This is a genomic window from Acidovorax sp. YS12 (genome assembly GCA_021496925.1).
Taxonomy (GTDB): Bacteria; Pseudomonadota; Gammaproteobacteria; order Burkholderiales; family Burkholderiaceae_C; genus Paenacidovorax.
The window spans coordinates 3,637,797-3,653,047 of the sequence record CP053915.1 but is presented as its reverse complement, the minus strand read 5'-3'; the positions used below and the strand labels follow the sequence as shown (position 1 = coordinate 3,653,047).

At 68.3% G+C, this 15,251-nt stretch carries 15 protein-coding genes; 9 read left to right on the top strand and 6 right to left on the bottom strand.

The features are described 5' to 3' along the window. The first annotated feature begins 141 nt into the window (after positions 1–141). Positions 142–900: a TSUP family transporter gene (locus YS110_16420; protein ID UJB66225.1), complete on the top strand. Its 759-nt coding sequence runs from the start codon at positions 142–144 to the stop codon at positions 898–900. A 7-nt stretch (positions 901–907) separates the two neighbouring features. Beyond that, entirely contained in the window at positions 908–1,858 is a 951-nt protein-coding gene (gene rocF, locus YS110_16415) for an arginase (GenBank protein ID UJB66224.1), read from the top strand. 28 nt (positions 1,859–1,886) lie between these two features. Here the strand turns inward: rocF and mrdA are convergent, their stop codons facing one another. From mrdA to YS110_16395, 4 genes are read right to left on the bottom strand one after another with little or no spacing between them, the layout of a single operon-like run. Then, complete coding sequence (gene mrdA / locus YS110_16410) at positions 1,887–3,851, bottom strand: penicillin-binding protein 2 (GenBank protein UJB66223.1); 1,965 nt, start codon at positions 3,849–3,851, stop codon at positions 1,887–1,889. Between the two features lie 4 nt (positions 3,852–3,855). Beyond that, a complete protein-coding gene (gene mreD / locus YS110_16405) occupies positions 3,856–4,374 on the bottom strand; it encodes a rod shape-determining protein MreD (GenBank protein UJB66222.1) in 519 nt (172 codons plus the stop codon). 22 nt (positions 4,375–4,396) lie between these two features. Beyond that, positions 4,397–5,320, bottom strand: a complete 924-nt coding sequence (gene mreC, locus YS110_16400; GenBank protein ID UJB66221.1) for a rod shape-determining protein MreC — start codon at positions 5,318–5,320, stop codon at positions 4,397–4,399. 24 nt (positions 5,321–5,344) lie between these two features. Continuing rightward, a complete protein-coding gene (locus tag YS110_16395; GenBank protein UJB66220.1) occupies positions 5,345–6,388 on the bottom strand; it encodes a rod shape-determining protein in 1,044 nt (347 codons plus the stop codon). A 218-nt stretch (positions 6,389–6,606) separates the two neighbouring features. On the opposite strand from YS110_16395, the gene gatC reads away from it, so the two are divergent. From gatC to pdxY, 6 genes are read left to right on the top strand one after another with little or no spacing between them, the layout of a single operon-like run. Next, on the top strand, positions 6,607–6,906 hold the full coding sequence (gene gatC, locus YS110_16390) for an Asp-tRNA(Asn)/Glu-tRNA(Gln) amidotransferase subunit GatC (protein ID UJB66219.1): 300 nt from the start codon (positions 6,607–6,609) through the stop codon (positions 6,904–6,906). A gap of 2 nt (positions 6,907–6,908) precedes the next feature. After that, a complete protein-coding gene (gene gatA / locus YS110_16385; GenBank protein ID UJB66218.1) occupies positions 6,909–8,393 on the top strand; it encodes an Asp-tRNA(Asn)/Glu-tRNA(Gln) amidotransferase subunit GatA in 1,485 nt (494 codons plus the stop codon). An 11-nt stretch (positions 8,394–8,404) separates the two neighbouring features. Continuing rightward, entirely contained in the window at positions 8,405–9,610 is a 1,206-nt protein-coding gene (locus YS110_16380; GenBank protein ID UJB66217.1) for a putative DNA binding domain-containing protein, read from the top strand. Beyond that, positions 9,607–10,614, top strand: coding sequence for a ParA family protein (locus YS110_16375; protein UJB66216.1), 1,008 nt, complete (start codon positions 9,607–9,609; stop codon positions 10,612–10,614). Before YS110_16380 ends, YS110_16375 begins: the two co-directional genes overlap by 4 nt. After that, positions 10,611–12,059 carry an Asp-tRNA(Asn)/Glu-tRNA(Gln) amidotransferase subunit GatB gene (gene gatB / locus YS110_16370; protein UJB66215.1) on the top strand — a complete coding sequence of 483 codons (1,449 nt, stop codon included), beginning with the start codon at positions 10,611–10,613 and terminating at the stop codon, positions 12,057–12,059. Before YS110_16375 ends, gatB begins: the two co-directional genes overlap by 4 nt. Before the next feature lie 44 nt (positions 12,060–12,103). Then, complete coding sequence (gene pdxY / locus YS110_16365; protein UJB67493.1) at positions 12,104–12,967, top strand: pyridoxal kinase PdxY; 864 nt, start codon at positions 12,104–12,106, stop codon at positions 12,965–12,967. Positions 12,968–12,983: 16 nt separating this feature from the next. Here pdxY and YS110_16360 read toward each other — a convergent pair whose 3' ends face one another. Together YS110_16360 and pyrE are read right to left on the bottom strand one after the other, a co-directional pair. Continuing rightward, complete coding sequence (locus YS110_16360; GenBank protein UJB67492.1) at positions 12,984–13,616, bottom strand: DUF4124 domain-containing protein; 633 nt, start codon at positions 13,614–13,616, stop codon at positions 12,984–12,986. A 55-nt stretch (positions 13,617–13,671) separates the two neighbouring features. Then, a complete protein-coding gene (gene pyrE, locus YS110_16355) occupies positions 13,672–14,373 on the bottom strand; it encodes an orotate phosphoribosyltransferase (GenBank protein UJB66214.1) in 702 nt (233 codons plus the stop codon). Positions 14,374–14,383: 10 nt separating this feature from the next. Here pyrE and xth point away from each other — a divergent pair, with 10 nt between their 5' ends. After that, positions 14,384–15,187 carry an exodeoxyribonuclease III gene (gene xth / locus YS110_16350; GenBank protein ID UJB66213.1) on the top strand — a complete coding sequence of 268 codons (804 nt, stop codon included), beginning with the start codon at positions 14,384–14,386 and terminating at the stop codon, positions 15,185–15,187. The last annotated feature ends 64 nt before the right edge of the window (positions 15,188–15,251 follow it).

Below are 15,251 nucleotides of genomic sequence, written 5' to 3'. Positions count from 1 at the left end.
CGACAACCACAACCAATCCATAAAAACAGCATCCGTCATGAGATGCCTCTTTGCACAAGGCGCCGGCACCCCCGGCGCCTTTTTGTTGTGCATTCATGCCGGATGCCCCAAGGTTTTCGCGCACGGGCGAGAATCGCACCGATGGAATGGATGCTCGTCTCGCTGGCCTCGCTGCTGGCCGGTTTCGTGGATGCGATCGTGGGCGGGGGCGGGCTGATCCTGCTGCCCGCGCTGTTCGCCACCTTCGCCAGCGCCCCGCCCGCCACCCTGCTGGGCACCAACAAGAGCGCCTCGGTCTGGGGCACGGCCATGGCCACCTGGCAGTTCAGCCGCCGCGTGCGCATTCCCTGGCGCACCATGCTGCCGGCGGCGGGCGCGGGGTTCGCCGGGGCCTTTCTCGGTGCCTGGGCGGTCACGCTAGCCTCGCCCGACTTCCTGCGCAAGCTGCTGCCGCTGGTCATGGTGGCCGTGCTGGCCTACACGCTGCTCAAGAAGGACCTGGGCCTGCACCACCAGCCGCGCTGGAGCGGCCGCGCCGAGGCGCTGGCGGCCTGCGCGATTGGCGCGGTCATCGGCTTCTACGACGGCTTCTTCGGCCCCGGCACCGGCAGCTTCTTCGTCTTCGCCTTCGTGCGCCTGCTGGGCTACGACTTCCTCAACGCCTCGGTCTCGGCCAAGCTGCTGAACCTGGCGACCAACCTGTCGGCGCTGATCCTGTTCGCCGCCAAGGGGCACATCTGGTGGCACTTCACCCTGCCGCTGGCTGCTGCCAACGTGGCCGGCAGCATGCTGGGCACCTACATGGCGCTGCGCCACGGCACGGGCTTCGTGCGCGCCATCTTCATCCTGGTCGTCAGCGTGCTCATCCTCAAGACGGGCTACGACGCCTTTCTGAAGTGACATGGCCATGTGGCACCTGACCCTTCTGGGCGCCCCCACCGACGCGGGTGCAGGCGTGGCCGGGGCCCACCTGGGGCCCGATGCGCTGCGTGGCGCGGGCCTGGCCCAGGCGCTGCGCGCGCAAGGCCATGCGGTGCAGGACCTGGGCAACCTCGCCGGCCCGCCGACGCCCGCGCACGAGGCCCGCCACGGCCCGCACCACCTGGCCTGCGTAACGGCCTGGAGCCGCGCGGTGCACGACGCCGTGGCCGGCATCCTGGCGGCGCGGCGCCTGCCCGTGCTGCTGGGCGGCGACCACAGCCTGGCCGTGGGCTCCATCAGCGCCGTGGCCCGGCACTGCCGGCAGGCCGGCAAGGCGCTGTGCGTGCTCTGGCTCGACGCCCACGCCGACGCCAACACCCCCGCTACCAGCCCCAGCGGCAACCTGCACGGCATGCCCGTGGCCTGCCTGCTGGGCGATGGCCCGGCCGCGCTCACGGCGCTGGCCGGCGGGCCGCCGGCACTGCAGCCGGCGCAGTTGCGCCTGGTCGGCATACGCAGCGTGGATGCGGGCGAGCAGTGCTACCTGCGCCAGCGCGGCCTGCCCGTGTGGCGCATGCCCGAGGTGCGGGCGCTGGGCATGGAAGCGACGATGGCACAGGTGCTGCGCGGCATCGGTGCCGGCACCCACCACCTGCACGTCAGCCTCGACCTCGACTGCCTGGACCCGGCCCTGGCCCCGGGCGTGAGCACGCCCGCGCCCGATGGCCTCGGCGCCGGCGCCATGCGGCAGTGCATGGACCTGCTGGCCGCCAGCGGCGCGGTCGGCTCGGTCGATCTGGTAGAGCTGAACCCCTTGCGCGACCGGAACGGGCAGACCGCGCAACTGGCCGTCGATCTGCTGCGCCGCCTGTCAGGCTCGGCATGGAAATGGGATCTATCCCTTACTCATCAAGCGCGAGCAGCTAGCAAAAAATGAGCAAACGCCGCAGGATTCGCGCAGCGGCTCAGTTGGCTTCCAGCCCCGGCCGGTCACGAATGCGCAGCGGCACCTCGGCGGCCTGGCGCATCGGGCCGACCGGCGCGGCCGTCTGGCCCTTGCTCGTGGCGGCGATGTCTTCCTCGCTCGGGTACAGGCCCTGCAGCCAGTAGTCGAACACGCGCCGCGCGATGGGCGCGGCGCTGGCCGCGCCGAAGCCGGCGTTCTCCACGATCAGCGCCACGGCGATGCGCGGGTTGTCGGCCGGGGCGAACGCGGCAAACAGCGAGTGGTCGCGCTTGTGCTCCTCCAGCGCCTTGGCGTTGTACTTGACGTTCTGCCCCAGGCTCACGGCCTGTGCCGTGCCGGTCTTGCCGCCCGAGCTGTAGGCCGCGCCGGCGAACACGCGCCGCCCGGTGCCGGCCTCGTTCACGGCCACCAGGCCGCGGCGCACCACGTCGACGTTCTTGGGCAGGTAGCCCAGGTTCTCGCCCGGCGGCTGCTCCAGTTCGGTGACGGCGCCGGTGACCGGGTCGCGCACCGCCTTGGCCACGTGCGGGCGGTAGCGCGTGCCGCCGTTGGCCAGCGTGGCCTCGGCCAGGGCGAGCTGCAGCATGGTGAAGTTGTTGTAGCCCTGGCCGATGCCCAGCGACACGGTTTCGCCCGGGAACCAGCGCCTGGCCTCGGGGCGCTTGTTGACCTGGCGCTTCCACTGCGTGCTGGGCAGCACGCCGCGCAGTTCGCCGCCCAGGTCGATGCCGGTGACCTGGCCGAAGCCCAGCGGCGCCATGAAGTCGTGGATGGTGTCCACGCCCATTTCCACGCCCAGCGAGTAGAAGTAGGTGTTGCTGGAGAACTGGATGGCGCGCACCATGTCCACCCCGCCCAGGCCGCCCTCGTGGCTGCGGAAGGTGCGCCCGCCGAAGTTGTAGTAGCCCGGGTCGTTCACCACCAGGCTGGGCGAGCGCTTGTTCAACTGCAGCGCCGCCAGCGCCATGAAGGGCTTGTAGGTGGAGCCAGGCGGGTAGGTGCCGCGCAGCGCGCGGTTCAGCAGGGGCTTGTTGATGGATTCATTGAGCGCCTGCCAGTTTTCCTGGTCGATGCCTTCGACGAACAGGTTCGGGTCGAACGTCGGCTTGGACACCAGCGCCAGGATCTCGCCGTTGCGCGGGTCGATGGCCACCAGCGCGCCGCGCCGCTCGCCGTACAGGTCTTCCACCAGCTTCTGCAGCTTGATGTCGATGGACAGCATGATGCTGTGGCCCGGCGTGGCCGGGCGGCTGTGCAGCTTGCGCACCACGCGGCCGCCGGCGGAGGTTTCCATCAGCTCCACGCCGGTGGTGCCGTGCAGCTGCTGCTCGTAGGACTGCTCCACGCCGAGCTTGCCGATGTATTCGGTGCCACGGTAGTTGGGCGCGTCGTCGGAGTCGTCGATGCGCTCCTTCTCGCGCTGGTTGATGCGGCCGATGTAGCCGATGGCGTGGCCGCCCACGTCGCCCAGCGGGTAGGTGCGGAACAGCCGCGCCTTGATGTCCACGCCCGGGAAGCGGTAGCGCTGGGCGGCGAAGCGCGCCACCTCCTCGTCGGTCAGGCGCGTGCGGATAGGCAGCGACTCGAAGCTGCGCGCGTCCTCCATCAGGCGCTTGAAGCGGCGCTTGTCGCGCGGCTGGATGTCCACCACCTTGGACAGCTCCTCGATGGTGTCGTCCAGGTCGCCCTGCTTGGAGCGCGTGATCTCCAGCGTGTAGGCCGAGTAGTTGGTGGCCAGCACCACGCCGTTGCGGTCGAGGATCTGCCCGCGGTTGGGCACGATGGGCACCACCGCCGTGCGGTTGCTCTCGGCCTGGTCGGCCAGGTCCTCGTGGCGCTGCACCTGCAGCACCAGCAGGCGCGCCACGATCAGCCCGAAGGCCAGGAACACCACCAGCCCCATGGCCAGCACGCGCACGCGAAAGCGCCAGGCGTCCCGCTCGCTGTTGCGCAGTTCGGTCATTGCTTCACAAGGGACGGTTCTCGTCGCGGTCGGGCGGGCGGCGCTGCGGCGCCAGCAGGACCCAGCTGGCCAGCGGCCACAGCAGCGTCTCGATCAGCGGCGCGGCCAGCAGCCCCAGGCCCGGGAAGATGCCGCCCGAGGCCATGCGCACCAGCAGCGCCACGGCATGGGCCGCCGCCAGCAGCGGCAGCATCTGCAGCGCCTGCTCCCACAGGCCCAGCCAGGCCAGGCGCCGGTGGATCAGGCTGGTGCCCAGCATCAGCGTGGCGTAGGCCAGCGCATGCTGGCCCAGCAGGGCCGACTGGTGCACGTCCATACACAGCCCGAGCACGAAGGCGATGCCCATGCCCACGCGCAGCGGCTGGTGCACGCCCCAGAAGGCGAGCAGCAGCAGCACCATGTCGGGCAGCCACACCACGCGCCCCAGCGGCAGCAGGTTGATGGCCAGCGCCGCCAGCAGGCTGACGACGATGAACGCCGGGTTGACCGGCTGCAGCAGCTCCTGGCCGCGCGGCATCATCATGCGGACAACTCCTTCATGGCCTTCATTTGCGCGCGCCCTTGCGCGCGGGCGCCGGGGCCGGCGCGGGCTCGGGGCGCTCGGGCTTCAGCCCCGCCAGCGGCTGCAGCAGCAGCACGTGGCGCGCGCCATGCACCTGGGCCACGGGGTCGCAATAGATGCGGGTGAAGGCCGAGTCGGCGCGCCGGTCCACGCGGCGCACGCGCGCCACGGGCAGGCCCGGCGGGTACAGGCCATCGACGCCGCTGGTGGTGAGCAGGTCGCCCTCCTGCACGTCGGCGTTGCTGGGCATGAAGCGCAGCTCCATGCTGCCACCGTGGCCCGCCACCGGGTCGCCGTAGGCCACGCTGCGCGCGCCGGTGCGCGGGTTGAGCACGGGAATGGCCTGGTCGCGGTCCACCAGCAGCGTGACTTCGCTGACGAAGGGCAGCACGCGCGTGACCTGGCCCAGCACGCCGAGTTCGTCGAGCACCGGGGAGCCCAGCTCGACGCCGGCCACCTGGCCTTTATCGACCACCACACGGCGCGTGTACGGGTCGGCGGCGTCGTACACCACCTGCGCCGCCTGCGAGGGCGGCGCCAGGCGCTCGCGCAGCGCCAGCAGCTGGCGCAGCTGGGCGTTTTCCTGCAGCAGCTCCTCGGCTTGGTTGGCGCGCTGCGCCAGCTGCACCATGCGCTCGCGCGCCTGCTGGGCCTCCTGCTGGGCGCGCTGCAGCGCCTCGAAGTAGCCCGCGCCCCGGCCGATCAGCTCCACCGGCTGCAGCATCAGCCACTGCACCGGATAGAGCACCACCCCGACGGCCTTGCGCAGCGGGTCGGTCAGGTGAAAGCGCGCGTCGGCCACCATGAGGAACAGCGCCAGCGCGCCGTACACGGCCCAGCGCGACAGCGCCGACGGGCCCTGCTTGAAGAACGAGGGCGCACTGCGCTCCAGGGTGCCAAGGGCCATGGGCGAACGCGCTCAGAAGGTGTTTCAGTCGCTGGTGAAGATGCTGCCCTGGCGGTCCAGGCTGTCCAGCGCCATGCCGCAGCCGCGCACCACGCAGGTCAGCGGCTCCTCGGCCACCAGCACCGGCAGGCCGGTTTCCTCGGCCAGCAGGCGGTCCAGGTCGCGCAGGAGCGCGCCGCCGCCGGTGAGCATCATGCCGCGCTCCGCGATGTCGGCGCCGAGTTCGGGCGGGGTTTGCTCCAGCGCGTTCTTCACGGCAGAGACGATCTGGTTCAGCGGCTCGGTCAGCGCTTCCAGCACTTCGTTGGAAGAAATGGTGAAGCTGCGCGGCACGCCTTCGGAAAGGTTGCGGCCCTTGACTTCCATCTCCTTGACTTCGGAGCCGGGGAAGGCCGAGCCGATGTTCTTCTTGATGGATTCGGCCGTGGGCTCGCCGATCAGCATGCCGTAGTTGCGGCGGATGTAGTTGATGATGCTCTCGTCGAACTTGTCGCCGCCCACGCGCACGCTGCCCTTGTAGACCATGCCGCCGAGCGAGATCACGCCGACCTCGGTGGTGCCGCCGCCGATGTCCACCACCATCGAGCCCGAGGCCTCGCTCACCGGCAGGCCAGCACCGATGCCGGCGGCCATGGGCTCCTCGATCAGATAGACGGCGGTGGCGCCGGCGGCCTCGGCCGCGTCCTTGATGGCGCGGCGCTCGACCTGGGTCGAGCCGCAGGGCACGCAGATGATGATGCGCGGGCTGGGCGTGAGCAGCGAGCGCGGGTGCACCATCTTGATGAACTGCTTGATCATCTGCTCGGTGATGACAAAGTCGGCGATCACGCCGTCCTTCATCGGGCGGATGGCCTCGATGTTGCCGGGCACCTTGCCGAGCATGGCCTTGGCCTCGTGGCCCACGGCCTGGATGACTTTCTTGCCGTGCGGGCCGCCCTCGTGGCGGATGGCGACGACCGAGGGTTCGTCGAGCACGATGCCCTTGTCGCGGGCAAAGATCAGGGTGTTGGCGGTGCCAAGGTCAATGGCGAGGTCGGTGGAGAAGTACCGACGGAAGGAACCGAACATGCAAAAAGTCCTCTGGGGCACGGCTCGCGCACCGGCTGGGCCGTCGCCGGGGTTAGGAATAGGGGGTGTTTTGGGAGCTTTTTCCGCGCAAATGCCGACGCATGCAGGGGCAATGCGGCAAAGCCGGGATAATACCGCATCCCCTGTGAATAACTCCCGCTCCACCGGGGCGGGACACAGCTTTTACATCTAGACTTTCCCCCCTGATTTTTCATCCTATGGCACTGACTCCCCAGGACATCGCGCGCATCGCCCACCTGGCGCGGCTGGAGCTGTCCGAGTCTGAAGGTGAGCGCATGCTCACGCAGCTCAACGGCTTTTTCGGCATCGTGGAAAAAATGCGGGCCGTCGACACCACCGGCATCAAGCCCCTGCCGCACCCCGTGGCGGCCATCGAGCCGGTGCAGCTGCGCCTGCGCGACGACGTCGCCAGCGAGCCCAACCAGCGCGAAGCCAACCAGCAAAGCGCCCCCGCCGTCGAGCGCGGGCTGTTCCTCGTGCCGAAGGTGATCGAATGAGCATGACTTCCACTGCACTGCATGACCTGGGCGTGGCCCAGCTCGCGGCCGCGCTGCGCGCCAAGCAGGTGAGCGCCGCCGAGGCGGCCCAGCACTTCCTGAACCGCGCCAGGCAGCACCAGGCCCTGGGCGCCTACGTGGCCATCGACGAAGACGCTACGCTGGCCCAGGCGCGCGCGCAGGACGCGGCGCTCGCCGCCGGCACCGCCGCGCCGCTGGCGGGCGTGCCGATCGCGCACAAGGACATCTTCGTCACGCGCGACTTTCCCACCACCGCCGCCAGCCGCATGCTGGCGGGCTACCGCTCGCCGTTCGACGCCACCGTGGTGGCCAGGCTGGCCGAAGCCGGCTGCGTGACGCTGGGCAAGCTCAACTGCGACGAATTCGCCATGGGCGGCACCAACGAGAACTCCGCCGCGGCCCCCGTGGGCTTCGACGCGCCGCAACCCGTGCGCAACCCCTGGGACACCACGCGCGTGCCCGGCGGCTCCTCGGGCGGCTCGGCCGTGGCCGTGGCCGCGCGCCTGGCGCCCGCCGTCACCGGCACCGACACCGGCGGCTCGATCCGCCAGCCCGCATCGTTCTGCGGCATCACCGGCATCAAGCCGACCTACGGGCGCGCCAGCCGCTACGGCATGATCGCCTTCGCCTCCAGCCTGGACCAGGCCGGCCCCATGGCCCGCTCGGCTGAGGACTGCGCGCTGCTGCTCTCGGCCATGTGCGGCCCCGACCCGGACCGCGACTCCACCAGCCTGGACCGCCCGGCCGAGGACTTCGGCCGCGCGCTGAACGACGGCCTGGACGGCCTGCGCATCGGCGTGCCGGCCGAGTTCTTCGGCGAGGGCCTGGCCGACGACGTGCGCGCCGCCGTCGATGCCGCGCTGAAGGAATACGAGAAGCTCGGCGCCCGGCTCGTGCCCATCGCGCTGCCGCGCACCGAGCTGTCGGTGCCGGTGTACTACATCCTGGCGCCGGCCGAGGCATCGTCCAACCTGTCGCGCTTCGACGGCGTGCGCTACGGCCACCGCGCCAATCAGTATTCCGACCTGCTCGACATGTACAAGAAGACCCGCGCCGAAGGCTTTGGCGACGAGGTCAAGCGCCGCATCATGATCGGCACCTACGTGCTGTCCGAGGGCTACTACGACGCCTACTACCTGCAGGCGCAGAAGATCCGCCGCATGATCGCCGACGACTTCCAGGCCGCCTTCCAGCAGTGCGACCTGATCGCCGGCCCCGTGGCGCCCACCACCGCCTGGCAGCTCGGCAGCCACACCGACCCGGTAACCAACTACCTGGCCGACATCTACACCCTGCCCGCCTCGCTCGCCGGCCTGCCGGGCATGAGCGTGCCCGTGGGCTTCGGCGCAGGCAACCTGCCCGTGGGGCTGCAGCTCATCGGCAACTACTTCGGCGAGGCGCGGCTGCTCAATGCCGCGCACCGGCTGCAGCAAACCACGGACTGGCACCAGCGCAGCCCTGTTTGAAAGAACAGCCCGTGTCCTACACCGACGACCAGCTTGCCTCATTGGTATCGGCGCCAGAATCCGCCGGCCTGGAGCGAAAGGCTTCCTTTTCCGACAAGGACAAGATTTGCAAGACCCTCTGCGCATTCGCCAATGACCTAGCAAACACGCGCAAGCCAGGGCTCTTGTGGCTAGGCATCGCCGACGATGGACGGGTTGCAGGCCTGGACGCTACCGACACGCTGCTGCAAAAAATCGACCAAATCAAGGCGGAAGGGAAAATCCAGCCGCTGCCCAGCCTGACCGTGCGCCAGATCATGCACGAGGGCAAGGCACTCATTGCGCTGGTTGTCGCCCCCTCGTCCCTGCCGCCCGTGGCCTATGACGGGCGTATCTGGGTGCGCATGGCCGCCTCCACCCAATTGGCCAGCAAGGAAGACGAACGGCTGCTGGCTGAACGGCGCCGTGCCGCCAGCGGCCGGTCATTTGACAGCGAGGGCGTGCCACAGGCATCGCTCAGGGATCTCAATCGCACCTATTTCGAATCGACCTATCTGCCACAGGCCGTCGCGCAGGACATGCTGGACGCCAACGGACGGACATGGGAAGAGCGGCTTGTCGCCACGCGCATGGCCATTGGCATGGCGCCGGTCATTCCCACCGTCGCAGGCCTTTTGACCACCGCGCTGTCCCCCCAGGATTGGCTGGCGGGCGCCTATGTGCAGTTCATCCGCTATGCCGGTATCGAGCATGGCGGCGACATCGTGGACGAAAAACGCATCACCGGCAATCTGGAGGATGTCATCAACGGCACCGAGGCGATTTTCAAGGCCCATATCCAGACCGCCGTGCACATTACCGGGCAGGATCGCGAACGCCGCCAGGCCGACTATCCACTGGCGGCCTTGCAGCAGCTTTTCCGCAATGCCATCCTGCATCGCAACTACGAAGGCACCAATGCGCCCGTGCGGGTGTACTGGTTTGACGACCGCATCGAAATTGCCAACCCCGGCGGCCCCTACGGCGCGGTGACCGTGGACAATTTCGGCAAACCCTATGCCACGGACTACCGGAACCCTGTGGTGGCAGAGGTGTTGTTCAACCTGAAGTTCGTACAAAAATTCGGGTTCGGCATCCAGAATGCCCGAAAGCTCCTCGCCGACAACGGCAATGGCGAACCCCGGTTCGAACCAAGCCAGACCATGGTGGTTGCCACCATTCCCCGGGTTCAGGCATGAACATCCCCACCTTCACCTTCTTCAACAACAAAGGCGGCGTCGGCAAAACCACGTTGGTTTACCACGTCGCGCACATGCTGGCGCAGTTGGACGTTCGCGTCCTGGTGGTGGACTGCGATCCACAGGCCAATCTCAGCGCAGCCTTCCTGCCCGACGATACGCTCGAAGAGCTGTGGAACGACACGCAGCACACCACGACCATCTATCGCAGCGTACAGCCCATGGTACGCAGGGGCGACTACGCGCCACCGCAGCTCACCGCCATCAACGACCGGCTTCACCTGCTCGTCGGCGATCTGTTGCTGTCCTCCTTCGAGGATCAGTTGTCCGAGCAGTGGAACAACGCGAACTCCGATTCCGAAGACACCTATGGGCGCGCGTTGGACATCCTGACCGCCTTCTGGCGCTGCGCACAGCAAAGCGCGCAGTCATGCCAGGCCGACCTCGTAATCTTCGACATCGGCCCCAACCTGGGCGCCATCAATCGCTCCGTACTGCTGGGAACCGATCACATCATCGCCGTCCTCGGTGCCGATCTGTTTTCGCTGCGGGGGTTGCAGAACATCGGCGCTTCGCTGCGCTCCTGGCAAAAATCGTGGCAAACGCGCCGCAACAAGCCCTTTTCCGACTACGCACTGCCCGCTGGCGACATGAACATGCTGGGCTACGTCGCCATGCAGCATCAGGAGCGGCTGTACCGTCCGGTCAGGGCTTACCGCCAATGGATCGACCGCATCCCCAAGGACTACCGAACCTACGTACTGAATGAAAATCCGCCCACTGTTCCGGAGGTGGAGAACGACCCCTACTGCCTGGCATTGCTCCGGCATTACAAAAGCATCGTTCCCATCAGCCAGGAAGCACGCAAGCCCATGTTCAACCTCAAAAGCGCGGACGGCGTCAGCGGCTCCCAAATCACCACGGTGCGCACGGCCTACACCGATTTTCAAACGCTGACCCAGAACATCCTGGACAAGGCCCAGCTACAACATTTGCACCCATGAGCACTCCATCCCTCATCCAGGGCTACGAAGTCGTCATCGGCTTCGAGACGCACGCCCAGCTCGCCACCGAGAGCAAGATCTTCAGCCGCGCCAGCACCGCCTTTGGCGCCGAGCCCAACACCCAGGCCTGCGCCGTGGACCTGGCCCTGCCCGGCGCGCTGCCGGTGATGAACCGCGAGGCCGTGGCCTGCGCCATCAAGCTCGGCCTGGCGCTGGGCTCCCACATCGCGCCCGAGAGCATCTTCGCGCGCAAGAACTACTTCTACCCCGACCTGCCCAAGGGCTACCAGATCAGCCAGTTCGAGATCCCGGTGGTGCAGGGCGGCGAAGTCAGCTTCTACCTCGGCGACGAAAAGAAGACCGTGCGCCTGGTGCGCGCCCACCTGGAGGAAGACGCCGGCAAGTCGCTGCACGACGAATTCCACGGCATGAGCGGCATCGACCTGAACCGCGCTGGCACCCCGCTGCTGGAGATCGTGACCGAGCCCGACATGCGCTCCACCGAAGAGGCCGTGGCCTACGCCAAGGCGCTGCACCAGATCGTCACCTGGATCGGCATCTGCGACGGCAACATGCAGGAAGGCTCGTTCCGCTGCGACGCCAACGTCTCGGTGCGCAAACCCGGCGCGCCGCTGGGCACGCGCCGCGAGATCAAGAACCTGAACTCGTTCAGGAACATGCAGATCGCCATCGACTACGAGATCCGCTGGCAGATCGAGGAAATCGAGGACGGCCGCGCCATCCAGCAGGCCACCGTGCTGTTCGACCCCGACACCGGCGAAACCCGCGCCATGCGCACCAAGGAAGACGCGGCCGACTACCGCTACTTCCCCGACCCGGATCTGCCGCCGCTGGTGATCGGCGCCGACTGGGTGGAGCGCGTGAAGGCCGCCATGCCCGAGCTGCCGCGCGCCATGGCCGCGCGCTTCGTGGCCGACTACGGCCTGCCCGAGTACGACGCCACCACGCTGACGCAAAGCCAGGCCATGGCCGCCTACTTCGAGGACACCGCCCGCGCCTGCGGCCAGGCCAAGCTGGCCAGCAACTGGGTGATGGGCGAGATCTCGCGCCGCCTGAACACCGAGGAAATCGGCATGGAGGCGGTCAAGGTGAGCAGCGCCCAGCTCGCTGCATTGATCGGCCGCATCACCGACAACACCATCAGCAACAACGCCGCCAAGCAGGTGTTCGAGGCGCTGTGGAGCGGCGAAGGCAGCGACGTGGACGCCGTGATCGACGCCAAGGGCCTCAAGCAGATGAACGACAGCGGCGCGCTGGAGAAGATCATCGACGAGGTGATCGCCGCCAACCCCGCGAACGTGGAGCAGTACAAGGCCGGCAAGGACAAGGCGTTCAACGCGCTGGTCGGCCAGGCCATGAAGGCCAGCAAGGGCAAGGCCAACCCGGGCCAGGTGAACGAGCTGTTGAAAGCCAAACTGGGCTAAAACGCCCACCTGGCAAGCGCTTGCAGCTACCCATTCAATAGCAACTGGACCCCGGCGTGAACATCCTCTCCATCCAATCCCACGTGTCCTACGGCCACGTCGGCAACTCGGCGGCGGTGTTTCCGCTGCAGCGGCTGGGGCACGAAGTCTGGCCGGTGCACACCGTCAACTTCTCCAACCACACCGGCTACGGCGCCTGGGGCGGCTCGGCCATCGCGGCCAGCGAGGTGACGGCCATCATCGACGCCATGCAAGCGCGCGGCGCCCTGGCGCAGGTGGACGTGGTGCTCAGCGGCTACCAGGGCGGCACCGACATTGCCGGCGCCATCCTCGACGCCGTGGCGCGCGTCAAGGCGCTGAACCCGCGTGCCAGCTACACCTGCGACCCGGTGATGGGCAACGCCCGATCCGGCTGCTTCGTCAACCCGGCCATTCCGGCGCTGCTGCGCGAGCGCGTGGTGCCCGCCGCCGACCTGGTAACGCCCAACCAGTTCGAGCTCGGCACCCTGGCCGGGTGCGAGGCGAGCACGCTCGCATCCACCCTGCAGGCCGTCGATGCCGTGATGGCCATGGGCCCGCACACCGTGCTGGTGACCAGCGTGGAGCGCCCGGAGCGCGCGCCCGGCACGCTGGAGATGCTGGCGGCCGACGCCCACGGCGCCTGGCTGGTGGCCACGCCCCACCTGCCGTTCAAGGCCAATGGCTCGGGCGACGTGACGGCGGCGCTGTTCACCGCCCACTACCGCACCACCGGCAGCGCCGCCACGGCCCTGGCGCGCACCACCGCCAGCGTGTTCGCGCTGCTGCGGATGACGCACCAGTCGGGCGCGCGCGAGCTGCAGCTCATCCAGGCGCAAGAGGCCTACGTGCACCCGCCCGAGACGTTCGCGGTGCGGCAGGTTCGCTGAAAAATCCGGGGATTGTTTAGGGCTTGCCCGTGCCGTCCGCCGGCTCCGGCGGCGGCGCGGCGCGCGTCGCCCACAGTTTGCGCAGTTGTGCCAGCTCAACGTCGAAGCGCTGGTGCACGTTGCGCTTTTCCTGCGCCTGCCCGGCCACGAAGCGCTGCTGCTCGGCCATGGCGTCGTCGTTCTCGGCGACGGCGCGGCGCAGGTGCATGGGCGCCTTGTTCGGGTCGCGCGCGTAGAACTCCATCTCGGTGTCGAACTTCTTGCGCTGCACCTGCAGCTCCACCATGCGCTTCTCGGCCACGGCCGTGAGCTGGTCCACCTGCTCCAGCGCGGCGGTGCGCTCGGCGTCGTGCGCGGCCTGGTTCGGGTAGCGCGCCATCAGGGCGCGCTCGCGGCGGCGCTCCTCGGCCACGCGGGCGTTTTCCTCGGCCTCCTTGCGGCGCTGCGCCTCGCGCGCGCTGCGCTCCTGGTCGGTCAGCACCGGCCCGAGGCGCTCGCGCACCATGCCCGAGGGGCTGAGCACGCGCTGCTCGCGGTCGGCGCACTCGGGAATCGGGCGGTCGGCCGTGATGCGGCGGCCGCTGGCATCGATGCAACTGTAGATACTGGAAGGGCCGGCCGGCGCCGCCTTCTGCGCCTGCGCCCCCATGCCCAGGCTGGCCAGCCAGAGCCCCACTGCAATGATGCGTGCCGCCTGTGTCAAATCATGTCCCTCCGTCTACTCCGTAGCGCTGGCGGTAGGCCAGCACGCGCCCATGGTGGGCCTGCATGGCATCGCCCCCGCTGGCCTCCAAGTAAAGCAACAAATCGGCCAGCTTGGCAATCGCGCAAACCTGCATGCCGAGCTGGCCGCGCACGTACTGCACGGCACTGTACGCCACGTCCTGACCATTCTCCGTGGCCATCTCCTGGCGGTCCAGCGCAATCGCCACGGCGTGGGGCGTGGCGCCGGCGGCGCGGATCAGCGCGATCGACTCGCGCGCCGCCGTGCCGGCGCTCATCACATCGTCCACGATGAGCACGCGCCCGCGCAGCGGCGCGCCCACCAGCGTGCCCCCCTCGCCGTGGTCCTTGGCCTCCTTGCGGTTGTAGGCGAAAGGCACGTTGCGCCCCAGCCGCGCCAGCTCCACGGCCACCGTGGCCGCGAGCGGAATGCCCTTGTACGCGGGGCCGAAAACCATGTCGAATTCGATGCCGCTGGCGACGATGGCTTGTGCATAGAATTGCGCCAGCCGGCCCATCTTGGCGCCGTCGTCGAACAGCCCGGCGTTGAAGAAGTACGGGCTCATGCGCCCGGCCTTGGTCTTGAACTCCCCGAACCGCAGCACGCCGGACTCGACCGCGAACCGCACGAACTCCTGCGCCAGACGGGCCTGCTCCGGGGTCTGCGCACCAACATCCACCATGGGAAATTCCTTGTTCAAGTTAACCAGCCTCAATCTCAACGGCATCCGTTCCGCCACCAGCAAAGGCCTGCACGACTGGGTGGCTGCCGAGCGGCCCGATTGTATTTGCGTGCAGGAAATCAAGGCCCAGGCCGCCGACATGGCGGGCCGCTTCGAGGAACTGGCCGGCCTGGCCGGGCACTTCCACTTCGCCGAGAAGAAGGGCTACTCCGGCGTCGGCATCTACACGCGCCACCTGCCCAGCGACGTGCTCACGGGCTTTGGCCCCGCCGAATTCGACGCCGAGGGCCGCTACGTGGAACTGCGCTTCGACACCCCCGCGCGCAAGCTCTCGCTCATCAGCGCCTACTTTCCCAGCGGCAGCTCGGGCGAGGAACGCCAGCAGGCCAAGTACCGCTTCCTCGACGCCATCCACCCGCACCTGATGCGCCTGAAGGCCGAGCGCGAATTCATCCTGTGCGGCGACATCAACATCGCGCACCAGCAGATCGACCTGAAGAACTGGCGCGGCAACCAGAAAAACAGCGGTTTCCTGCCCGAAGAGCGGGCCTGGATGACAAAGTTGTTAGACAACAATGCGCCAGACGGCGGCATGGTGGACGTTTACCGCCAGCTCCAGCCCACCACCACCGACGCCTGCTACACGTGGTGGAGCAACCGCGGCCAGGCCTACGCCAACAACGTGGGGTGGCGCCTGGACTACCACCTGGCCACCCCGGCGCTGGCCCGGCTGGCGCGCACCGAGGCCATCTACAAAAGCCAGAAGTTCTCGGACCACGCGCCCATCACCATCGGCTACGCGCTGGCGCTGTAGCCGCCCGGGCGGCACGCCCGCGCCCATCATTTGATTGGCGCCATAGCAACGATGCGCACTTTGC